The 22,481-nt window shown below is 69.0% G+C and carries 14 protein-coding genes; 2 read left to right on the top strand and 12 right to left on the bottom strand.

From position 1 onward, the window contains the following. Window positions 1–144: 144 nt before the first annotated feature. The 8 genes from dxs to ngcE form a co-directional block, all read right to left on the bottom strand. Entirely contained in the window at window positions 145–2,067 is a 1,923-nt protein-coding gene (gene dxs / locus ACFT4A_RS03225; protein WP_382825453.1) for a 1-deoxy-D-xylulose-5-phosphate synthase, read from the bottom strand. 188 nt (window positions 2,068–2,255) lie between these two features. After that, the gene (locus ACFT4A_RS03220) at window positions 2,256–3,557 is read right to left on the bottom strand and encodes a sugar ABC transporter permease (protein WP_382825451.1); all 1,302 of its coding nucleotides are present in this window, start codon (window positions 3,555–3,557) and stop codon (window positions 2,256–2,258) included. Continuing rightward, window positions 3,554–4,345, bottom strand: coding sequence for an ATP-binding cassette domain-containing protein (locus ACFT4A_RS03215; RefSeq protein WP_215117944.1), 792 nt, complete (start codon window positions 4,343–4,345; stop codon window positions 3,554–3,556). The genes ACFT4A_RS03220 and ACFT4A_RS03215 overlap by 4 nt, the downstream gene beginning before the upstream one ends. A 118-nt stretch (window positions 4,346–4,463) precedes the next feature. Next, window positions 4,464–5,570, bottom strand: a complete 1,107-nt coding sequence (locus ACFT4A_RS03210) for a substrate-binding domain-containing protein (RefSeq protein WP_382825949.1) — start codon at window positions 5,568–5,570, stop codon at window positions 4,464–4,466. A gap of 133 nt (window positions 5,571–5,703) precedes the next feature. Then, the gene (locus tag ACFT4A_RS03205; protein WP_215117945.1) at window positions 5,704–6,915 is read right to left on the bottom strand and encodes an ROK family transcriptional regulator; all 1,212 of its coding nucleotides are present in this window, start codon (window positions 6,913–6,915) and stop codon (window positions 5,704–5,706) included. Between the two features lie 183 nt (window positions 6,916–7,098). Beyond that, window positions 7,099–8,022 (bottom strand): carbohydrate ABC transporter permease, encoded by a 924-nt coding sequence (locus tag ACFT4A_RS03200; protein ID WP_382825449.1) that lies wholly within the window; start codon window positions 8,020–8,022, stop codon window positions 7,099–7,101. After that, on the bottom strand, window positions 8,022–8,948 hold the full coding sequence (locus ACFT4A_RS03195) for a carbohydrate ABC transporter permease (protein ID WP_382495966.1): 927 nt from the start codon (window positions 8,946–8,948) through the stop codon (window positions 8,022–8,024). Before ACFT4A_RS03195 ends, ACFT4A_RS03200 begins: the two co-directional genes overlap by 1 nt. Window positions 8,949–8,989: 41 nt before the next feature. Continuing rightward, window positions 8,990–10,444: an N-acetylglucosamine/diacetylchitobiose ABC transporter substrate-binding protein gene (gene ngcE, locus ACFT4A_RS03190; RefSeq protein ID WP_382825447.1), complete on the bottom strand. Its 1,455-nt coding sequence runs from the start codon at window positions 10,442–10,444 to the stop codon at window positions 8,990–8,992. A gap of 367 nt (window positions 10,445–10,811) precedes the next feature. On the opposite strand from ngcE, the gene ACFT4A_RS03185 reads away from it, so the two are divergent. Then, a complete protein-coding gene (locus ACFT4A_RS03185) occupies window positions 10,812–14,615 on the top strand; it encodes a GH92 family glycosyl hydrolase (RefSeq protein WP_382825445.1) in 3,804 nt (1,267 codons plus the stop codon). Between the two features lie 20 nt (window positions 14,616–14,635). Next, window positions 14,636–16,612 (top strand): alpha-glucuronidase, encoded by a 1,977-nt coding sequence (locus ACFT4A_RS03180; RefSeq protein ID WP_382825444.1) that lies wholly within the window; start codon window positions 14,636–14,638, stop codon window positions 16,610–16,612. Here ACFT4A_RS03180 and ACFT4A_RS03175 read toward each other — a convergent pair. The 4 genes from ACFT4A_RS03175 to ACFT4A_RS03160 are packed head-to-tail and all read right to left on the bottom strand — an operon-like array spanning window position 16,606 to window position 22,455. Next, window positions 16,606–18,612, bottom strand: a complete 2,007-nt coding sequence (locus ACFT4A_RS03175) for a beta-galactosidase (protein WP_382825442.1) — start codon at window positions 18,610–18,612, stop codon at window positions 16,606–16,608. The two genes, ACFT4A_RS03180 and ACFT4A_RS03175, sit on opposite strands and share 7 nt — an antisense overlap. Next, on the bottom strand, window positions 18,609–19,292 hold the full coding sequence (locus ACFT4A_RS03170; protein WP_382825440.1) for a hypothetical protein: 684 nt from the start codon (window positions 19,290–19,292) through the stop codon (window positions 18,609–18,611). The genes ACFT4A_RS03175 and ACFT4A_RS03170 overlap by 4 nt, the downstream gene beginning before the upstream one ends. After that, window positions 19,289–20,800, bottom strand: coding sequence for a xylan 1,4-beta-xylosidase (locus ACFT4A_RS03165; protein ID WP_382825947.1), 1,512 nt, complete (start codon window positions 20,798–20,800; stop codon window positions 19,289–19,291). Before ACFT4A_RS03165 ends, ACFT4A_RS03170 begins: the two co-directional genes overlap by 4 nt. Further along, window positions 20,800–22,455, bottom strand: a complete 1,656-nt coding sequence (locus tag ACFT4A_RS03160) for an extracellular solute-binding protein (protein ID WP_382825438.1) — start codon at window positions 22,453–22,455, stop codon at window positions 20,800–20,802. Before ACFT4A_RS03160 ends, ACFT4A_RS03165 begins: the two co-directional genes overlap by 1 nt. Window positions 22,456–22,481: the final 26 nt, after the last annotated feature.

Here is a 22,481-nt window from a genome sequence, read left to right as displayed (position 1 = left end):
GGATACCTCCCACGTTTGTCGTCCTCGACATGATCGAGAGGTGGCACCATCCGTATGCCCCGGCACGGACGCATTCACGCCAATGGGCCGGTTTCTCCACCCTCATGGTGGGGAAACCGGCCCATCCGAACCCGTTCGGCCGTGTCAGTCGCGCACGGATTCCACGGACTCCACGGCACCGCTCTCGTACCGCCCGTCCAGCTTGGCGACCAGCCCGGTCACCTGCCGGGCGATGTCCGGCGCGGTGAGGCCGATCTCGGCGAGGATCTCGGCACGCGTGGCGTGGTCGAGGAAGCGCGGCGGGATGCCGAAGTCACGCAGCGGCACATCCACGCCCGCGTCGCGCAGGGCCTGCGCGATCGCCGATCCCACACCGCCGACGCGGCTGTTGTCCTCGACGGTGACGACCACGCGGTGCCGCTCGGCGAGCGGGGCCATGGCCTCGTCGACGGGCTTGACCCAGCGCGGGTCGACGACGGTGGCGGAGATGCCCTGCTTGTCGAGGAGCGCGGCGATCTCCAGGCACATCGGGGCTAGGGCTCCGACGGAGACCAGCAGGACGTCGGGCCGGTCGGTGCCGGGCTCGCGCAGCACGTCCATGCCGCCGACGCGGCCGACGGCGGGTACGGCGGGGCCGACGGCGCCCTTGGAGAAGCGGACCACGGTCGGCGCGTCGTCGACCGCGACGGCCTCGCGCAGCTGCGCGCGGACCTGGTCGGCGTCACGCGGCGCGGCCAGCCGCAGCCCCGGCACGACCTGGAGGATCGACATGTCCCACATGCCGTTGTGTGAGGCCCCGTCGGTGCCGGTGACACCGGCCCGGTCCAGCACGAAGGTGACTCCGCACTTGTGCAGGGCCACGTCCATCAGCACCTGGTCGAAGGCGCGGTTGAGGAAGGTGGCGTACACGGCGAACACCGGGTGCACTCCGCCCGTCGCCAGGCCGGCCGCCGACACGGCGCCGTGCTGCTCGGCGATGCCGACGTCGTAGACCCGGTCGGGGAAGCGCTTGGCGAACTTCTCCAGGCCCACCGGCTGGAGCATCGCGGCCGTGATGGCGACGACGTCCTCGCGCTCCTTGCCGAGCTCGACCATCTCGTCGCCGAAGACGGAGGTCCAGTCGGCGCCGGAGCTCTTGATCGGCAGGCCGGTGTCGGGGTGGATCTTGCCGACGGCGTGGAAGCGGTCGGCCTCGTCCTGGAGGGCGGGCTGGTAGCCGCGGCCCTTCTCGGTGAGGCAGTGCACGATGACCGGGCCGCCGAACCGCTTGGCCTTGGCGAGTGCGGACTCCAGGGCCTCGAGGTCGTGCCCGTCGATCGGGCCGACGTATTTCAGGCCGAGGTCCTCGAACATGCCCTGCGGGGCGATGAAGTCCTTGAGGCCCTTCTTGGCGCCGTGCAGGGTGTCGTAGAGCGCCTGGCCGACGACGGGGGTGCGCTCCAGGACCTCCTTGGTGCGGGCGAGGAAGCGCTCGTAGCCGTCCGTCGTCCGCAGCGTCGCGAGGTGGTTGGCGAGACCGCCGATGGTCGGCGCGTAGGACCGCTCGTTGTCGTTCACGACGATGACGAGGGGCCGGTCCTTGGCGTCGGCGATGTTGTTCAGCGCCTCCCAGGCCATGCCGCCGGTCAGGGCGCCGTCACCGATCACGGCGACCACGTGGTCGTCGCGGTCCATGATCTGGTTGGCCTTGGCGATGCCGTCGGCCCAGCCGAGGACGGTCGAGGCGTGCGAGTTCTCGATGACGTCGTGCTCGGACTCGGCCTGCGAGGGGTAGCCGGACAGGCCGCCCTTCATCTTGAGCTTGGAGAAGTCCTGACGGCCGGTGAGCAGCTTGTGGACGTAGGACTGATGGCCGGTGTCCCAGAGGACCTTGTCCCTGGGCGAGTCGAAGACCCGGTGCAGGGCGATGGTGAGCTCCACCACGCCGAGATTGGGGCCGAGGTGACCGCCGGTCTTGGAGACCGCTTCGACGAGGAAGCTCCGGATCTCCTCCGCCAGCTGGTTCAGCTCCTCCAGGTTGAGCCGGTCCAGATCGCGCGGTCCCCTGATACGGGTCAGCAGCGGCACCCGTGCCTCCTTGCAGTAGAGCTGATCGAGCTGTTGCCGGGCGTGTCGAGTCTAATGTTCCGCTCCTGAGGACTGCGCCGAGGCCTTGGGGCATACATCACGCTTTCGGCTGTACCCAAGTTGTGCCACACCTACGACACAACTGTGCCCGGCACCTCTCGATGCCGGGCACAGGGGGTCGGTCGGCGCTATGCGCGGCCCGCGGTCTTCTGCGTCTTGCGCGTCACCGCGTCGATCACGACCGTGGCCAAGAGCACACCACCGGTGATCATGTACTGCACCGGAGAGGCGATGCCCTCCAGCGCGAGCCCGTACTGGATCGACACGATCACCAGCACGCCGAGCAGCGCGTTCCAGGTCCGGCCGCGACCGCCGAACAGCGACGTACCGCCGATGACCGCGGCGGCGATCGCGTTCATCAGCAGGTCACCGCCGCCCGCGCCCTGGTTCGCCGCGGCGATCTTCGACGCGATGAACAGACCGCCCACCGCGGCGAACGTCCCGGAGATCGCGAACACCGAGATCCGGACCAGCTCCACGTTGATGCCGGCCCGTCGCGACGCCTCGACGCTGCCGCCGAGCGCGAACACCTTCCGCCCGTACGCCGTACGCCGCAGCACGAAGTCCGTGACCAGGAGCACCACGATGAAGATCACCACGGCCAGGGGCAGGCCCTTGTACTGGTTGAAGACGATCGCGACGGCGAAGGCCAGGACCGCGAGCAGTACCGTCCGCACCACCGTCTCGCTCAGCGGCTGCGACGGCACGCCCGCGGCCTCGCGCCGCCGGTTGCCGAGGAAGGAGCTGAGGAAGTACCCGGCGGTCACCACCGCGGCCAGACCGTAGGCGGCGGCCACGTCGGAGAAGTAGTAGCTGGTCAGCTGGGCCACGACCCCGTCCGGGTCGAGGTTGATCGTGCCGTTGTCGCCCAGGATCTGGAGCATGAAGCCGTTCCAGAACAGCAGGCCGGCCAGCGTGACGGCGAAGGCGGGGACGCCGATCTTCGCGAAGAAGAAGCCGTGCAGCGCGCCGGCGACCGTGCCGGTGACGATGGACAGCGCGAAGGCCAGCCACTCGTTCATGCCGTTGGAGACGTTGAGCACGGCGAAGCTCGCACCCGCCACACCGCTGACCGAGCCGACCGACAGGTCGATCTCGCCGAGCAGCAGCACGAACACGATGCCGACGGCGATCATGCCGGTGCCGACCATGGCGACCGACATGTCGGACAGGTTGCCCGCGGTGAGGAAGTTGGAGTTCAGGCTCTGGAAGATGATCCAGATGATGGCCAGGCCGACGACCACCGGGATGGAACCCAGGTCGCCGGACTTCATCTTCCGCTTGAACTCGGTGAGGTAGCCCGCGAAGCCCTGCTCGCGCACGAGCAGCCGGGGGTCGACGACCGTGACGGCGGCCTTGGCCGCCTCGGGGTTCGCCACGACGTGGTCTTCGGGGGCTCCCGGAGCCGCTGAGGTCTTGTCGATGCTCACTTGGAAGCCTCCCCGTTCGTGCGCGCCGCACGGCGGGTCACGGCGTTGTCGGTGGCGCCGGTGATGGCGGAGATGATCTCTTCCTGCGAGGTCGACTTGACCTCGAAGATGCCGTTGTTGCGCCCGAGGCGCAGCACGGCGACCTTGTCCGCGACGGCCTTGACGTCGGCCATGTTGTGGCTGATGAGGATGACGGCGTGGCCGCGCTCGCGCAGCCGCTCGACGAGGTCGAGGACCTGGGCGGTCTGCTCGACGCCGAGGGCGGCGGTGGGCTCGTCGAGGATGACCAGCTTCGGCTCGCCGAGCATGGACCGGGCGATGGCCACGGTCTGGCGCTGGCCGCCGGAGAGCGAGGCGATCGGGATGCGCACGCTGGGGATGCGGATCGACAGCGTGTGGAGGAGCTCGCGGGAGCGGCGCTCCATCTCCACCTCGTCCAGGACGCCGCGCTTGCGGATCTCCCGGCCCAGGTAGAGGTTGCCGACGACGTCGATGTTGTCGCACAGCGCGAGGTCCTGGTAGACGGTCGCGATGCCCAGGTTCTGGGCGTCGTGCGGCTTGTTGATCTGGACGGACCTGCCGTCCCATTCGATGACGCCCTCATCGATGGGGTGCACGCCGGCGATCGTCTTGACCAGCGTGGACTTTCCGGCGCCGTTGTCGCCGACCAGGGCGACCACCTCACCGGCGTGGACCTCAAGCTCTACGTCGGTGAGCGCCTGTACGGCACCGAACCGCTTGGAGACCCCGCGCAACGCCAGCACGGGCGTAGCGGACACGTGAACCATCTCCTTCGCCGCCTGACCGGCGGGAGGTTGTGCAGAAAGTGTGGGAGGAGTGATCACTCCGGCGCCCCGCGTAGCTTTGCGGGGCTGGTGTGCGGGGCGCCGGAGGAACTCGGGGTGACTACTCGAGGCCGATCTTGTCGCACGCGGCCTTGTACTTGCCGGTGCAGATCTCGCTCACGGTGTAGATGCCGTCCTTGATGACGGTGTCCTTGATGTTGTCCTTCGTCAGCGAGACGACCGGGACGAGGACGGAGGGGACGGCCTTGGTGGTCGGGCTGTCGACCTTGTCCTTGGCGATGGAGTCGAGCGACTTGCCCTGGGCGAGCGCGACGGCCATCTCCGCGGCGACGTCGGCCTCCTGCGGGTAGGGCTTGTAGACGCTCATGTACTGCTCACCGGTCACGATGCGCTGCACACCGGCGAGTTCGGCGTCCTGGCCGGTGACCGGGACGTCGGCGATGCCGGCGGCCTTCAGGGCCGTGATGATGCCGCCCGCCATGCCGTCGTTGGCGGAGTAGACGCCGACGATCTTGTCCTTGCCGAGGGCGGAGATGGCGCCCTCCATGTTGGCGTTGGCGTTCTCCGGCTTCCACTCCTTGGTGTCGTACTCGCGGCCGACCTTCACCTTGCCGTCGAGGACGGAGTGCGCGCCCTTCTTGAACAGGGCGGCGTTGGGGTCGGTGGACGACCCGTTCATCATGACGATCTGGCCGTCCTCGGCCTTGTCGCCCAGCGCCTTCAGCAGGGCCTCGCCCTGGGTCTTGCCGACGGTGACGTTGTCGAACGAGGTGTAGGCGTCGATCGGGCCCTCGGCCAGGCGGTCGTAGGCGACGACCGGGATGTCGGCGTCCTTGGCCTTCTTCACCGAGCCGGCGATGGCCTTGGAGTCCACCGCGTCCACGATCAGCACGTCGACCTTGTTGGACACCATGGTGTCGACCTGCTGGTTCTGCTTGGCCGCGTCCTGGTTGGCGTTGGCGTAGACGACCTCGCCCTTGCCGCCCGTGAGTTCCTTGACCTTCTTCTCGATGAGCACCCGGTCGAACTTCTCGTAGCGGGCGGTCGCGTTCTCCGGAAGGAGCAGACCGACCTTGATGTCGTCGCCCTTCTTGGCGGACCCGGAACCACTGGAATCGGCGTTGTCGCCGGACTCCTTGGCGCTGCCACAGGCAGCAAGCGAAACGGCCATCGCACCGGCGGCAATCGCAATGGCGGCGCGACGCATACGCGTGTTCACTTCAGAAACCTCCCTGACGAGGCCGCGACATTGCGGCCGAGGTGGCTGGAAGTCAACTCGGCCACACGTGCGACGTCAAGAAGTAAATCCTTAACGAGATGGCAACGGTGCCATCCGTTCTCTAAGTGAAGGCGGGCGCGGCAGCCTGCAGGACCCCAGGGGCAGTTCCGTCCAAAAGGGTCGAATCACCCATCTCGCTGAGGGCGAGAGCGAGCGCTCCGAGGACCTCCGCACGGCCTCCGAGGGCCCCCGGAAGCACGGACAACTGCCGGGCCGCGCTGGGGATCGCGTAGCGCCCCACGGACTCCCGGATGGGCCCCAGCACCAGCTCACCGGCCTCGGCGAGATCACCGCCGAGGACCACGCGGCTCGGGTTCAGCAGATTGCAGAGGTTGGCCACGCCGCTGCCGATGTGGCGGCCGACGTCGGCGACCACCCGACGGCAGCCCGGGTCCCCGTCCCGTGCGAGGCGCACGACGCCTTCCATGGTCAAGTCGGTGCCGTGGCTGGACTGCAGGAGCGGGAGCACATAGCGCGCGGCAGCGAAGGTCTCCAGGCAGCCGCGGTTTCCGCAGCGGCAGACGGGCCCGGATTCATCGAGAGTGATGTGTCCGATTTCCCCGGCGGTGCCGCCGGGCCCCCGGTAGATCTTCCCGTTGATCACCAGACCGGCGCCGACACCGCTGGCGACCTTGATGTACGCCAGGTCGCGCACCCCGCGGCCGCTGCCCCAGACCATCTCGCCGAGGGCGCCGAGGTTGGCGTCGTTGTCCACGTGCACCGGCACGCCGAGCCGCCCCCGCAGCTCCTCGGCGGGCTTGGTGCCGGTCCAGCCGGGCAGGATGGCGGTCGAGCCGAGGGTCCCCGACTCTACGTCGATGGGGCCGGGCACACCGAGGCCCACCCCGGCGATCTTGGACCGGTCGACCCCGGTGGCCTCGATCAGCCGGCTGACCAGTTGTTCCGCCCGGTCGAAGCCCTGCGTCGAGGAGGCGTCCACGTCCAGCGGCTCGGACTCCTCGGCGAGCACCTGGTGGGCGAGGTTCCCGACCGCGACGCGCAGGTGGGTGTGCCCGAAGTCGACTCCTATGACGATCCCGGCGTCCCCGCTCAGCGACACGCTGCGGGCCCGGCGCCCCCCTGCGGACGTGGGCGTGACCTCGACGGTGCCGCCGTCCTTCAACTCCCGGACGATGTTGGAGACCGTCGCCGCGGACAGACCCGTCGTCCGCGCGATCTCGGCCTGGGTGAGGGAGCCCGCCAGACGCACGGCTCGTACGACCCGCTCCAGGTTGGCTCGGTGCAGCGACGACTGCGACCCCGGAGTCTCCACGACGACCTCCTGCGCGCGGGGCCGCTTCGATGAGACCCCGTCCATGTCCAACTAGTGAACTCTAAGCTGAGCCGTTCGGGTCGCCTCCCGTCAAGAGGTTGAACCGTTTCCGGGTCCATGGACACACGCCTGCACGCCGCCCCCGCAAACGGGAGCGGCGTGTACGCGAGCGAACGCGCAGGGTTATTTGAGCGCGCCGGCCGTCAGCCCCTGCACCACCTGCCGCTGGAAGACGATGTACGCGGCGAGCACCGGCAGCATCGCCATCACCAGGCCCGCGAAGAGACCCGACCAGTCGCCCTTGTAGCCCTGGCTGACCGCCAGCTGCACGAGGCCCTGGGTGAGGACGCGCTTGTCCGGGTCCGTGTTGAGGACCGTGGGCAGCATGTACTGGTTCCACTGGCCCAGGAAGTTGAAGATGCCGACACTGATCAGGCCCGGCTTGGCCATGGGCAGCATGATCTGGAAGAACGTACGGCTGTGGGAGGCACCGTCGACGAAGGCCGCCTCCGCGATGGACGTCGGCAGGGTCCGGAAGAACGCCGTCAGGAAGAACACCGTGAACGGCAGCGAGTAGGCGATGTAGACCAGGATCAGCCCGTGGATGGTGTTCAGCAGGCCCATGTTGTTCACGACGTAGAAGAGCGGGACCAGCGCGAGCATGATCGGGAAGCTCATGCCGCCGATGAACAGGAAGTAGATGAAGCGGTTGCCCGGGAAGTCGAAGCGGGCCAGGACGTAGGCCGCCATCGAGCCGAGCACCAGGGTCCCGACGAGCGAACCGCCCACCACCAGGACGGTGTTGAGGAAGTAGTCGCTCATGTTGGCCTCGGTCCACGCCCGCGACCAGTTGTCGAAGTGCAGCGTGTCCGGCAGCGACCAGGGCGAGGAGAAGATGGACCGGTCGTCCTTGAAGGACGTCATCACCGCCCAGAGCAGCGGCATCACCACCATGAACGCCCAGATGACGAGGACGCCGTGGGAGAAGACGTTGAGGACCGTGCCTTCCTTCTTCGCCTTCGGCGGCGGGCCGGGCGGGATGTCCTCCTTGGTGACGGGCGCGCCGGACTCGGCCGGCACGGGCGCGGGGGTCTGCGTCGTCTTCATCAGTACTCCAGCCGCTCGCGACGGCCCAGCCGCATCACCACGGCGGCGAAGGCCAGCGTGACGACGAGCAGGGCGACACCGATGGTGGTGGCGTAGGCGGCCTGCCCGTCACGGAACGCCTTCTGGTACACGTACAGGACCATGACGGTGGTCGAGTAGTCGGGACCGCCCGGCCCGGTCGTCATGATCTGCACGACCGCGAAGGACTCGGCGCCCAGGGCGAGGATGCCCATGTAGACCCAGCCGGACTGCACGGTGTCCCACAGCAGCGGCAGGGTGACGCGGAAGAAGGTCGTGGCGCGGCCCGCCCCGTCCAGCAGGGCCGCCTCGTACATCTCCGCCGGGATGGAGGCCATGCCGGCGGAGAAGAGCACCACGAAGAAGCCGACCGTGGACCAGACGAGCACCGCCATCACGGCCCACAGCGCGAGGTCGGGGTCGCCGAGCCACAGCGGCTGGACGTCGTCGAGGCCGATTCCGCGCAGGATCGAGTTGATCGCGCCGCTGTCCGGGTTGTACGCGAACGCGAACAGCAGCGCGACGATGGCGATGGACAGCACCTGCGGAAAGAAATAGACGATCTTGTAGAACGAGGAGCCCCGGACGCCGGTGACCACCGGTCCGTTCCTCCTCTTCCGACCGCCGACATTGATCATGAAGGCGAAGAACAGCGCCAGGCTGATCGTCACGACCGGCAGCAGCAGCGCGAACAGCAGACTGTGCTGCAACGACTTCCAGAAGATCTCGTCGTCGAGCAGCCGGCTGTAGTTGTCGAAGCCGACCATCTTGAATTCGGGGCTCAGGCCGGTCCAGTCCGTGAACGAGTAATAGATGGACTGGATGAACGGCCAGACCACGAAGAGCGCGTACAGGCCGAGGGGCAGCGCGAGGAAGCCCACGATGAACCGGTACTTGCCGTGCTGCATCGCCACTCCGGTGCCGTTGCGGAAATGAGTTTCCGGTGCCGTTACTGGTGCTTGTAGTGCTTGATCGAGTCGTCCTTGGCGGCCTCGTCGGCGAAGCCCTGGATCTTCTTGATGGCCTCGGCCGGGGTGAGACGGCCGGCCATCATCTCGCCCAGGCCGGACACGCCGATCTTCTCCTTCTGCAACTGCACGTACCAGTCCTGGAGACGGGGATTCACCACGTTGTCGCCGGCCTTGTCCAGGGCCGCGACGCCCGACTTCAGACCCGGGGTGAGGGCGATGCCGTCGGTGCCGCCGTTGTAGGCGGTCAGCGACTTCACCTTGCTCGTGAAGTTCTTCGAGGACGCCTCGCTGAGCATGATGCGCAGCTGCTCCATGCCGCCCTCGGCGTTCTTCGCCTTGGACGGGACGATGAAGGGCTCGCCGCCGGAGGCCCAGATGGTGCCGAAGGGCAGCTTGTCGGAGGAGTCGATTCCGGTGGGCGCGGAGACGGAGAGGGCGAAGTCCTTCGGGATGACGTTGGCGGACTCGTTCTCCACCCAGGAGCCGTTCGGGATGAACAGCGCCTTGCCCTGGGCCCAGGCGGTCTGCGACTGGATGTGGTCCAGACCGGGGGTGCCCTTGAGGATGTAGCCCTTCTTGAAGAGCTCGTAGTAGGCCTCGAAGCAGGCCTTGACGGCCGGGTGCTTCCAGGCGTTCGGCTCCAGGTTGTCGATGGCGTCGAGGACCTCGGCGCCGCCGACCTTGCCGATCATCGGGTAGAGCGAGAAGGGCAGGTAGTACGGGTACTTGCCCGCGTACGTCCAGCCCGCCATGCCCTTCTTCTTGGCCTTCTCGCAGACCGCGAGCATCTGGTCCCAGGTCTCGGGGTACTGCTCGTCGAGCGAGTCCAGGGCCTTCTGGGAGTACCAGACGCCGTAGACCGTGTAGGCGTAGTAGAAGATCCAGACCTTCTCGCCGTCGAACTGGCCCATCTCGACGATGCCGGGGCGCAGGGTGTCCCGGACCTTCTTGTTCGGATCGTCGTAGGAGGGCGCGTCAAGCAGCGGGGTGAGGTCGGTGAGCTGGTCCTTGCCGACCAGGACGCCCATGTCCATCTGCTCGGCGCCGGAGTTGTCGATGAGGTCCGGCGGGGTGCCCTGGTTGAAGCGGGGCTGGAGCGTGGACTGGATCTTCTGGGTGGCGGAGAACTTCACCTTCACCTCGGGGAAGTTCTTCTCGTAGATCTTCACCGCGTCCTCGGCGTACTCCTTGCCGAAGCCTCCGTCGAACAGGACGAATTCCATGCCCGCGGTGTCGTTGACACCGAGCGGGTTCTTCGCGGTCTTCTTGCCGGCCTTGGCCTTGTCGCCGCTGTCGTCGCCGCCGCTGCTGGCGCAGGCGGACAGGAAGCTCATCGTCGGTACGGAGATCAGCCCGAGCGCTGCGGACCTCTTGATCAGATCACGGCGGCCGACACCCTCGGTGCCGTGGTTCTCGGCGGAAGTGGATCCCATGCTCAAGTCCTCGCCTTCTCCAGGACTCAGGCGGTGAACCGGATCCTCCCCGGCACCGCGATCGGGTCACGCTGGGTCGTGCAGGAAGTGCGGGTGATGACGTGCGGATGGTGTGAAGCGCCCGACAGGTATAGTCCACTTCCCGCCGGCGGATCAAGATCGAACACAAGGTTGGCCGTGGGTCTTATCCGAGTTGAGACCTCACGGAAAGTCGAGCGGTCCGTGTGCTCCTCGGCGGAAATATCCCGGTCGTCGTCTCCGAATGCCACAACCAACACCCTTGACACTCCCTGGCACTTGGGCAACTACTGGTCCTTGCGCATCGAAGCTGACAACGTTGTCCACTGCGCAGGGAGGGTACCCGTTGATGCAGCGGAAAGCTCGGCACAGATGGGGTTCGGCGGTCGTGTCGGCGACCGCCTTCACTTTGGCCCTGAGCTCACAGGGCGTTGCGGTCGCACTGCCCCAGGCCCCCGAGACCCCCGATCGGAGGTTCGCCTCCTCCTTCGAGCCGGACGACCCGGTTCCGGACTGGTTGAACACCGTCGACACGGCGCCCGACGGCAGCAAGAGGGCCTCGGGCGTCGACGGCGGCTACAGCAGCGGCATACCGGGCAATGTGACCGACCATGTCACCGACGTCCGGGCCAGTGACGAGAACACGGGCGGGGGTGAGGTGAAGGAGAACCTCGTCGACGGCGAGCCGAGCACCAAGTGGCTCACCTTCGAGCCCACCGGCTGGGCCGAGTTCGACCTGGACAAACCAGTCAAACTGGTACGTTACGCACTGACATCGGCCAACGACCACGACGAGCGCGACCCGAAGGCCTGGACCCTGAAGGGCTCCGCCGACGGCAAGGACTGGAAGACCCTCGACTCCCGCTCCGGCGAGTCCTTCTCCGAGCGCTTCCAGACGAAGACGTACGACATCGCGGAGCCCGCCTCGGCCGAGTACCGGCACTTCCGGCTCGACATCACCGGCAACAACGGCGGCGGCATCCTCCAGCTCGCCGACCTCCAGCTGTCCACGGGCGGCGGCGAAGGACCCGTCCCGCAGGACATGCTCTCCCTCGTCGACCGCGGCCCGAGCGGCTCCCCCACCGCCAAGGCGGGCGCCGGGTTCACCGGGAAACGGGCCCTGCGCTACGCCGGCCGGCACACCGCCGAGGGGCGGGCCTACTCGTACAACAAGGTCTTCGACGTGAACGTGGCCGTCGGCCGGAACACGGAGCTGTCCTACCGGATCTTCCCGTCGATGGCGGACGGCGACCTCGACTACGACGCGACGAACGTCTCCGTCGACCTCGCCTTCACCGACGGCACCCGGCTGAGCGAGCTGCGCGCCACCGACCGGCACGGCTTCCCGCTGACGCCGCGGGGGCAGGGCGAGGCGAAGATCCTCTACGTCAACCAGTGGAACGACGTGGCCTCGCGGATCGGGTCGGTGGCGGCCGGGAAGACCGTGGACCGGATCCTGGTGGCGTACGACTCCCCCAAGGGCCCGGCGAAGTTCCGGGGCTGGCTGGACGACGTGACCCTCGACTCCGTCGCCCCCGAGCGCCCGAAGGCGCATCTGTCGGACTACGCGGTGACGACGCGCGGCACCAACTCCAGCGGCGGCTTCTCGCGGGGCAACAACTTCCCGGCGACGGCGGTGCCGCACGGCTTCAACTTCTGGACGCCGGTGACCAACGCGGGCTCGCTGAGCTGGCTGTACGACTACGCACGCGCGAACAACGCGGACAACCTGCCGACGATCCAGGCGTTCAGCGCGAGCCACGAGCCGAGCCCCTGGATGGGCGACCGGCAGACCTTCCAGGTGATGCCGTCCCTCGCCACCGGCACCCCGGACCTCGGCCGGGAGGCCCGGGAGCTGGCCTTCCGGCACGAGAACGAGACGGCACGGCCGTACTACTACGGGGTGCGGTTCGAGAACGGCCTGAAGGCCGAGATGGCGCCGACCGACCATGCTGCGGCCCTGCGCTTCACCTACCCCGGTGACGACGCGAGCGTCCTCTTCGACAACGTCACCGACCAGGCGGGCCTGACCCTCGACAAGGAGAACGGGATCGTCACCGGCTACTCGGACGTGAAGTCCGGGCTGTCGACGGGGGCGACCCGGCTGTTCGTCTACGGCACGTTCGACAAGCCGGTGACCGAGGGCTCGTCGTCCGGCGTGAAGGGCCATCTGCGCTTCAAGGCCGACGACCGGACCGTCACCCTGCGCCTGGCGACCTCGCTGATCAGCGTCGACCAGGCGAAGGACAACCTCCGCCAGGAGATCCCCGAGGGCACGTCCTTCGAGGCCGTCAAGAAGAGCGCCCAGCGGCAGTGGGACCGGCTGCTCGGCAAGGTGGAGGTCGAGGGCGCGACACCGGACCAGCTGACGACGCTGTACTCCAGCCTCTACCGGCTGTACCTGTACCCGAACTCCGGTTTCGAGAAGGTCGGCGGGAAACACCAGTACGCCTCGCCCTTCTCCCCCATGCCGAACCCGGACACCCCGACCCACACCGGCGCGAAGATCGTCGACGGCGAGGTGTACGTCAACAACGGCTTCTGGGACACCTACCGGACGACCTGGCCGGCGTACTCGTTCCTGACTCCGTCGCGGGCCGGTGAGCTGGTCGACGGGTTCGTGCAGCAGTACAAGGACGGCGGCTGGACCTCGCGCTGGTCCTCCCCCGGCTACGCGGACCTCATGACGGGCACGTCCTCGGACGTGGCGTTCGCGGACGCGTACGTCAAGGGCGTCGACTTCGACGCGAAGGCGGCCTATGACGCGGCCGTGAAGAACGCGACGGTCGTCCCGCCGAACCCGGGCGTCGGCCGCAAGGGCATGACCACCTCCCCCTTCCTCGGCTACACGAGCACCGAGACCCACGAGGGCCTGTCGTGGGCGCTGGAGGGCTACCTCAACGACTACGGCATCTCCCGTATGGGCCGGAAGCTCTACGAGGAGACCGGCGAGCGGCGCTACAAGGAGGAGTCGGAGTACTTCCTGAACCGCGCCCAGGACTATGTGAACCTCTTCGATTCGAAGGCCGGCTTCTTCCAGGGCCGGGACGCCAAGGGCGACTGGCGGGTCGAGTCCTCGAAGTACGACCCGCGGGTCTGGGGCCACGACTACACCGAGACGAATGGGTACGGATACGCATTTACCGCCCCACAAGACAGCCGGGGCCTGGCGAACCTGTACGGCGGCCGGAAGGGGTTGGGAGACAAGCTCGACGCCTACTTCTCCACGCCCGAGACGGCCTCCCCCGAGTTCGTCGGCTCCTACGGCGGTGTCATCCACGAGATGACCGAGGCGCGGGACGTGCGGATGGGCATGTACGGGCACTCCAACCAGGTCGCCCACCACGCGATCTACATGTACGACGCGGCCGGGCAGCCCTGGAAGGCGCAGAAGAACGTCCGCGAGGTGCTGTCGCGCCTGTACACGGGCAGTGAGATCGGCCAGGGCTACCACGGCGACGAGGACAACGGCGAGCAGTCGGCCTGGTACCTGTTCTCCGCGCTCGGCTTCTACCCGCTGGTGATGGGCAGCGGCGCGTACGCGATCGGCTCACCGCTGTTCAAGAAGGCGACGGTGCACCTGGAGAACGGGCGCGAGCTGGTGGTGAAGGCGCCCCGGAACAGCGCGAGGAACGTGTATGTGCAGGGGCTGGAGGTCAACGGCCGGACCTGGTCCAAGACCTCCCTGCCGCACTCGGTCGTCGCCAAGGGCGGTGTCCTTGAGTTCGACATGGGCCCGCGGCCGTCGTCCTGGGGCACGGGCAAGCACGCCGCACCCGTGTCGATCACCCGGGACGACGAGGTGCCGACGCCCCGCGCGGACGTGCTGAAGGGCGAGGGTGCCCTGTTCGACGACACGTCGGCGACGGACGCGGCGGTGACGTCCGTGGATCTTCCGGTCCCGGAGGGCGCCGAGGCGGTCCAGTACACGCTGACGTCGGCGGCGGACCGGGCGAAGGCGCCAACCGGCTGGACGCTCCAGGGTTCCTCCGACGGTGAGACCTGGCGGACGCTGGACCGGCGCTCCGACGAGTCCTTCGCCTGGGACAGGCAGACCCGCGCGTTCACGGTGAGGTCACCGGGTACGTACGAGAAATACCGCCTGGTCCTCGACGGTGAGGGCACCCTGGCGGAGGTCGAACTGCTCTCCTGAGCAATCGAGTTGGGGGTCTCATGCCGCTTCCCGTGCCCGTCCTGCCCGAGGGTGTCGACCCGGCCTGGCTGCCGCCCGCCGCCTTCCGGGCGGTCGGCGCCCGGCGGACGCTGATCCGTGGGTCGGGCCCGCTGGTGGAGACGGTGCACGGGGAGGTGGCGGAGGCCTGCCGGCGGTTCGGGGGCCGGGTCGTGCGCGATGCCGAGCCGGAGGGCGGCGCGCACGACCTGGTCCTCGACCTCGGCGTCCATGACCTCGATGACGAGGACTTCACTCTCGCCCGGGAGGCCGGCACGACGACCGTCACCGCCTCCGGCGGCCGCGGGCTGCTGTACGGCCTGTTCCACGTCGTACGGCTCGGGGAGGCGGCGTTCTCCGGCGAGCGGGCGCGGGAGAGACATCACCCCGCTCTCGCCCTGCGCATGCTCGACCACTGGGACAACGTCGCCGTGCACCCGGTCATGGGCCAGGTGGAGCGCGGGTACGCGGGCGGCTCGCTGTTCTGGGAGGACGGCCGGGCGCGCGGGGACCTGGAGCGGGTGCGGGCGTACGGGCGACTGCTGGCGGCGTGCGGGATCAACGCGGTCGCCGTCAACAACGTCAATGTGCACCAGACCGAGGCGCGTCTGCTGACCGACCGGATCGGCGAGGTCGCCGCGATCGCCGAGGCGCTGCGGCCCTACGGGATCCGCACCCACCTGTCCGTGTCCTTCGCCGCGCCGGTGGTGCTCGGCGGGCTGCCCACGGCCGACCCACTGGACGAGGGCGTGCGCGGCTGGTGGGCCGAGGCCACGGGAGCGGTGTACGAGACGATCCCCGACTTCGGCGGGTACGTGGTGAAGGCCGACTCGGAGGGTCAGCCGGGGCCGTTCGCCTACGGCCGCAGCCACGCCGACGGGGCCAACCTGCTGGCGGCCGCGCTGGAGCCGTACGGCGGCACCGTGCACTGGAGGGCGTTCGTCTACGACCACTGCCAGGACTGGCGGGACCGGGGGACGGACCGGGCCCGGGCCGCGTACGACCACTTCGTGCCGCTGGACGGGGCGTTCGCGACCAACGCCGTGCTCCAGGTGAAGCACGGGCCGATCGACTTCCAGGTGCGCGAGCCGGTCTCGCCGCTGATCGGGGCGATGCCAGGCACCCGGCTGGCCGTGGAGCTGCAGGTCACCCAGGAGTACACCGGGCAGCAGCGGCATGTGTGCTGGCTGGGGCCGATGTGGAGCGAGGTGCTGCGCTTCCCGGCTGAACAGGGGTCTTCTGTCGGCGAGTCGGCGCGGGGCGGTCTGATCGCCGTGTCCAATGCCGGCGACGACCCGTTCTGGACCGGGCATCCCCTCGCCCAGGCGAACCTCTACACCTTCGGGCGGCTGGCCTGGCGGCCGGACGCCGAGCCGGGCGAGGTGCTCGACGAGTGGATCGGGCTCACCTTCGGGCCGGGGCCCGAGGCCGGGCTGCACGCCGTGCTCGACGGCTCGTGGCGGACGTACGAGAAGTACACCGCTCCCCTCGGCGTGGGCTTCATGGTGCAGCCGGGCCACCACTACGGGCCGAGCGTGGACGGCTACGAGTACAGCCCCTGGGGGACGTACCACTTCGCCGACCGGGACGGCATCGGCGTCGACCGCAGCGTGGCGACCGGCACCGGCTACGCCGGGCAGTACGCCAAGCCGTGGGCCGAGCTGTACGAGTCGCCGGACACCTGCCCCGACGAGCTGCTGCTGTTCTTCCACCACGTGTCGTACGGGCACACCCTGCACAGCGGCAAGACGGTGATCCAGCACATCTACGACACGCACTTCGAGGGCGTGGCGGAGGTCGAGGAGGCCCGGGAGGTGTGGGCCTCGCTGGCCGGGCTGGTGGATCCGGTGCGCCACGCGCGGGTGGCGGAGCGGTACGAGGAGCAGCTCCGCGGCGCCCGCGAGTGGCGCGACCAGATCAACAGCTACTTCCTGCGCAAGTCCGGGGTGCCGGACGAGCGGGGGCGGCGGATCTACTGAAGGATCGCCACGCCCAAGGGGTCGAGGACCAGGGGTTCGCCCTGGTCCACCCGCTTGCCGGTGAGCAGGTCGGTGGCGGTGGTGTGGGCGGTGAGACGGGCCGGTTCGGGGGCGTGGTTGAGGAGGAAGAGCAGGCGGGTGCCGTCGGGGGCGACGCGGGTGGCCGTCTCGACCGCCGGGTGGGCGGCGTAGGGGCCGAGCAGGTCGTGGCGGGTCAGGATCCGGCGGACGACGGCGTCGACGCCCGGCTGGTCCAGGGCGGTGGCGACGTACCAGCCCTCGCCGTCGCCGTAGGGGTGGCGGGTGACCGCGGGGGTGCCCGCGTAGAAGTCGGTGCCGTAGGTGGCGATCGGTTCGGCGCCGCGCGGCAGCACGATCTCGAAGACGAGCCGGGCCTCGGCCGACAGCTCGGGGACGGTCTGGGTGAACTCCGGCGGCCGGGCGTCCCATTCGTCGACGCGGACGCCCATGAGGGGTGCGAGCGGGCCGGGGACGTCGGTGAGGAAGACGCGGTCGTGTGCGTCGACGCGGCCGGAGAGGCAGGTGGCCAGGACCGTGCCGCCGCGTGCCGCCACGGCATCGAGGCGGGCCGCCAGGTCGCCCTTGATCATGTACAGGGCGGGCGCGAGGACCACGTCGTAGGGCGTGAGGTCGGCGGTCTGCGGGATGACGTCCACGTCGGCGCCGGCCTCGCGGGCGGCCCGGTAGTAGGCGTGGACCACGTCCGGGTACTTGACCAGCCGGGACGGGCCGTCGGAGATCTCCAGGGCCCACCAGCTGTCCCAGTCGAAGAGCAGGGCGGTGCGGGCCGGGGTGCGGGCGCCGAGGGTGCGGTCGCCCAGGATCTCCAACTCCCTTCCCAGTTCGGCGACCTCATGGAAGACGCGGGTGTCGTCGCGGCCCGCGTGGCCGATGACCGCCCCGTGGTACTTCTCGCAGGCGCCGCGTGAGGCGCGCATCTGGAAGTAGAGGGCGGCGTCGGCGCCGTGGGCGAGGGCCTGGAAGGTGGCGAGGCGCAGCTCGCCGGGGCGCCGGAGCGGGTTGACGTCACGGCAGGCGGTGGTGGACGGCGTGTGCTCCATCAGCCAGAAGGATGCGCCGTCCTTCAGGCCGCGCATCAGGTCGTGGGCGAGGGCGGGCCGGGTCGGCGGGGCGTCGAGCGGGGGGTAGCTGTCCCAGGAGGCGAAGTCGAGGTGGGGCGCCCAGCGGTGGTAGTCGAGGGGGCGAAAGGTGCCCATGAAGTTGGTGGTGACGGGCGTGTCGGGGTCGTGGGCGCGGATCACCTCCTTCTCGGCCAGGAAGCAGCCGAGGAGGGCGTCGGTGGTGAAGCGGAAGTAGTCGAGGGTGATGCCCTGGAAGGCGGTGTGGTCGGGGCCGCGCCAGTGCTCGGTGAGGGCGTTGGGCGGCTCGATCTGGTCCCAGTCGGTGTAGCGGTGCGACCAGAAGGTGGTCCACCAGGCGTCGTTGAGGGCGTCGAGGGTGCCGTGCCGTTCGCGCAGCCACTCCCGGAACGCCTCGGCGCACAGCTCGCAGTAACAGACGCCGCCGTACTCGTTGTTGATGTGCCAGGCGAGCAGGGCCGGGTGGTGCGCGTACCGTTCGGCGAGGCGCGCGGCCATCGCGGTGGCGTGCTCGCGGTACGCCGGTGAGCTGGGGCAGAAGTTGTGGCGCTGGCCGTAGCGGTGGCGGCGGCCCTCGAAGTCGGTGCGGTTGACCTCGGGGTGCCGCTTGGCGAGCCAGGGCGGGAGGGCGGCGGTGCCGGTGGCCAGGCAGATCCGGCGGCCCTCGGCGGCGGCCCGGTCCAGGACGCGGTCCAGGACCGTGAAGTCGTAGCTGTCCGGGGCCGGCTGGGTGAGGGACCAGGTGAAGACGCCGACGGTGAGCGTGTCGATGCCGGCCCGGGTGAACAGGCGGTGGTCGTCGTCCCAGACGTCCTCGGGCCACTGCTCGGGGTTGTAGTCGCCGCCGTAGGGGATCTTCGGGGTGCGGGGCGCGGTCATGCCGTGAACTCCTCCTGGGTCTGGGTGATCACCGTGCGGCTGCCGTGCAGCAGGGACAGCAGCAGCGGGGCGGCCAGCAGGGCGGGCAGGGCCTCGGTCAGCCACGCGGTCAGCGCGGCCGTCAGGATCAGCAGGGAGGCGGCGGCGAGGGTGGCGCGGCCGTGCCGGAACAGGAAGTACCCGGCGAGGCGGGCGGTGTCCCGGGCGCGGAAGGTGAACAGCGAGGTGAGGACGAGGGCGTGCGCGCCCCAGAGGAGGGCGCCCGCGCCGATCGCCGCGAGCAGCAGCGCCCACCGGCCGGGCAGGCCGGTGGCGGAGAAGTGGGTGAGAGTGAAGGCGATGACCGTCAGCCAGGCCAGCAGGGGTGTCCACAGCTTCAGCGCCGGTACGGCGTTCAGCCGCCAGCCGCGCAGGAAGGCGCGGGCCGGACGCAGTTCGGTGAGGTCGCGGCTGCGGTGGTGGAGGGCGTAGAGCGCGGCGGACAGGGCCGGGCCGAGGGGCAGCAGGCACAGGGCCGCGAGCGGGAGGCCCGCCGGGTCGGGGCCGAGCAGGAGCAGGCCCGCCAGGCCCGGGGAGGCGGTGAGGAGCAGCAGCGCCTCGACGGTCAGGAGGGTGTGGATCAGGGCGGCGGCTCTGGAGAGGGCGCCGGTGCCGAAGTCGGAGGTGCGGACGGTGCTCATGCCGTCGCCTCCCGGCCGAGCAGGCGCCGCTCGTCCCACCAGGGCGGCGTCTCGTCGACGACGGGTGTGAGCTCGACGAGGGTGATCTCGTGGCGGCTCAGGGTGAGGGGGAGGTCGACGCGGCCGTCCTCGACGGTCAGCCGGCGGTGGGTGCGCGCGGGCTCGGCGGCCTCGTGCAAGATGTCGAGCTGACCGGGTTTCGGTGAGGCCGGGCTGCCCATGTGCCGCCAGGCCGTGTACGCGTTGCCCCGCTCCTCGTCCACGGAGGAACGGCGCACGAACACCTCGTCTCCGGGCACCGGCAGGGACAGGCGCAGGGTGTGCCGGTCGGGGCCGGGGGTCTCGCCGGTCGGGTCGACGGGTGCCCAGGCGAGGACGGTGACCCGGCCGTCGGCATGCCGGGTGACCAGGTGGTCGTCGCCGCGCGCGAGCACGTCGGATCCCATCCGGGCCATGAACGCGTAGAGGTGGTACGTCGGCTTGCGCACCTGCCGGTGGGTGAGGAGCCCGAACCCGCCGTGGAACAGGGCGGTCGGCACCCCGGCCTCCTCGAAGACGTCGCTGAACGTCCAGTACGAGAAGGAGTCGGCGTGCTCGCCGCCGCTCGCCACGACCGGGGCGAGGTAGGCGGCGTGGAAGGCGGTGTCGTGCACCTGGTTGTCGGGCCGGTAGGAGGAGTTGAACTCGGTGATGTGCACCGGGAGTCCGGCGTACCGGGTCCCCGCCAGCTGCCGTCTCGGCGTGGCGAACTGGTCGAGCAGCCCGGACGCCGGTCCCAGGGTCTGGTGGACGCCGAACGGCACGTGCTGGGCGGGGCCGGAGCTGTAGGCGTGCCGGGAGACGAAGTCCAGCGGCACGTCGTGGCGGTCGGTGAACTCGGCGAACCGCTCCAGCCACTCGTCCGCGCCGGGCGAGATCGCCGGCCCGCCGACCTGGATCCCGGCGTCCACCTCCTTCACGACGTGCGCGGTCACCTCGTACAGCCGGTGATAGGCCTTCTCGTCGGCGTCCTGCCAGAAGTCGTGCAGGTTGGGCTCGTTCCACACCTCGACGGGCCAGGTGCGGACCTCGTCGAGGCCGTAGCGGTCGACGAGATGCGTGAGGAGGGCGCGGACCAGGTCGGCCCACTCCCGGTGGGAGCGGGGCGGGGTGACGTTGCCGCGCCACCAGAACACCGTCTGCTCGCCCGAGGCCAGCTCGCCCGGCATGAAGCCGAGTTCGAGGAAGGGACGGATGCCGAGGCCGAGGTAGGCGTCGAGGGCCTGGTCGACGTGGGTGAAGGAGTGCCGGACGTGCCGGCGGCCCTGCCACTCGTAGGGCCGGTGCACCGCCATGCCGTCGCTGAGCAGCCCGTGGCCCCGGATGTACCGGAAGCCGATGTCACGCCGCAGGACCTTCAACGACTCCTGGTAGTCGTTGCGCAGGGCGAGTTCGAGACGGCCGGTGCCGACGCACTGCCGCCAGGCGTCGGTGAGCCGGCCGCTCGGCGCATCGGGGACGCGGAGGATCACCCGTTCTCCTTCTTGAACCGCTCGTACGCCTTGTTGTGCAGGTCGACGAGCTGCTGCATGTTCTTCGACTTCAGCTCGGAGAGGTAGGCGTTCCACTGGGACATGGGGCGCTTGCCGAGGACGAACTGGAGGGTGTTCTGGATGACGGTGTCCTTGAGCGGGGTGTCCCAGAGGGTCGCCTGTTCCTGCTCGAAGGACTGGAGCGGGTGGGCCGGGTCGATGGGCAGTTGCTCGCGCTGGGCCATGGCGTCCTGGAACTTCTTCTCGTCCGGGCTGAACGAGGAGGAGACCAGGTCCCAGCTGCCGCCGTAGGTGAAGACACCGTTGAAGAAGCCGTAGTCCTTCTGGAGGTCCTTCGGGGCGTCCGGGTCGGAGCCCATGAGGGAGATGCCGGGCTTCAGCTCGTAGCCGCCGCCGGAGCCGGTGTAGGTGACGCCCTCGACGCCCCACTTGCAGAACTTCTGGCCCTCGTCCGAGTACCAGAGCCAGTCGAGGAACTGCATCATCGCGACGAAGCTGTCGCTCTTGAGGGCCTTGCTGGAGACCATCACCCCGTTCTCCAGGCGGCTGCCGCCCAGCACCACGGGACCGGCGGGCCCGAGAGGCACCGGGACCATCTCGATCTTCGCGCCCTTGACCTGCTTCTCCAGGTTGTAGCGGTAGTTCTGCACCAGCTCCTGGGGGTTGGCGCTCATCACGTAGGTCTTCTCGGCGAGGAGCTTCTGCACCGCCTGGTCGTCGGTCTGACTGAAGCTCTCGGGATCCATGAGCTTCTCGGCGACGAGCTTGCGCAGATACTCGACCATCTGGCGGTAGGAGTCCTGGGCGCCGGTGAAGACGTACTTCTTCGCCTTGTGGTCGAAGCTGATGTTGTCGTACGTCCAGCCGGCTCTGACGCCGAAGGCCTGGCCCAGATAGCTGAACAGGGCGCCGCACGGGAACGGGGTGTTGGTGCTCCAGCGGTCGGAGAAGGGGTACTTGCCGGGGTACTCCTCCTTGAGCGCCTTGAGGACGTCGTACACCTCGTCCCAGGTGGTGGGCAGGCTCAGCCCGTGCTTGTCGAGGACGTCCGTGCGGAAGGACAGCGAGTAGCCGGACTTGGCCTTCTCGTGCAGGCCGGGCAGCAGGTAGTACTTGCCGTCGGACTGGCGGATCGAGTCGAGCTCGGGCTCCAGCTTCCACTTGCGCACCTTGTCGCGGAAGTTGGGCATCAGATCGACGTACTCACTGACCGCGAGGATCGCGCCCGAGGAGACGAAGGCGACCTCCGAGGGGTGGTACGTCTTCGGGATCAGGAACGGGGCGTCTCCGGCCCCGATGAGGACACTGCGCTTCTTCTCGTAGTCGGCCAGCGGGACGTCGACCGGCTTGAGGGTGACCCCGGTGCGCTTGGTGAGTTCCTTCCAGAACAGCCAGCCGTCCTTCATCGGGTAGACGGGGTTGTTGTTGTGCAGCATCGAGAAGGACAGCGGCTTGGCCGCCTTGAACTGCTGCCCGGCCCGGTAGTCCTTCATCGCGCCGTTCCGCTTCTTGGACAGGTCCTTGGAGTCGCCCCCGTCGTCGCCGCTGCCGCAGCCGGTGACCGTGGCGAGCCCGATGAAGCCGGCAGCGGCGAGGATCTGGCGCCGCGAGAGCTGTCCTGCGTTCTGCACGGAGACTCCTTTGTTCCGTAAGCGAG

This window comes from Streptomyces sp. NPDC057099 (genome assembly GCF_042671245.1).
Classification (GTDB): Bacteria; Actinomycetota; Actinomycetes; order Streptomycetales; family Streptomycetaceae; genus Streptomyces; species Streptomyces purpurascens.
This window is presented reverse-complemented; position numbering and strand designations above follow the sequence as displayed.

Excerpts from the sequence above, each read along its gene's own strand:
- ACFT4A_RS03215 (WP_215117944.1), bottom strand. The coding sequence starts at position 4,345 with ATGGTTCACGTGTCCGCTACGCCCGTGCTGGCGTTGCGCGGGGTCTCC.
- ACFT4A_RS03210 (WP_382825949.1), bottom strand. The coding sequence starts at position 5,570 with ATGCGTCGCGCCGCCATTGCGATTGCCGCCGGTGCGATGGCCGTTTCG.
- ACFT4A_RS03200 (WP_382825449.1), bottom strand. The coding sequence starts at position 8,022 with ATGAAGACGACGCAGACCCCCGCGCCCGTGCCGGCCGAGTCCGGCGCG.
- ACFT4A_RS03195 (WP_382495966.1), bottom strand. The coding sequence starts at position 8,948 with ATGCAGCACGGCAAGTACCGGTTCATCGTGGGCTTCCTCGCGCTGCCC.
- ngcE (WP_382825447.1), bottom strand. The coding sequence starts at position 10,444 with ATGGGATCCACTTCCGCCGAGAACCACGGCACCGAGGGTGTCGGCCGC.
- ACFT4A_RS03185 (WP_382825445.1), top strand. The coding sequence starts at position 10,812 with ATGCAGCGGAAAGCTCGGCACAGATGGGGTTCGGCGGTCGTGTCGGCG.
- ACFT4A_RS03180 (WP_382825444.1), top strand. The coding sequence starts at position 14,636 with ATGCCGCTTCCCGTGCCCGTCCTGCCCGAGGGTGTCGACCCGGCCTGG.
- ACFT4A_RS03175 (WP_382825442.1), bottom strand. The coding sequence starts at position 18,612 with ATGACCGCGCCCCGCACCCCGAAGATCCCCTACGGCGGCGACTACAAC.
- ACFT4A_RS03170 (WP_382825440.1), bottom strand. The coding sequence starts at position 19,292 with ATGAGCACCGTCCGCACCTCCGACTTCGGCACCGGCGCCCTCTCCAGA.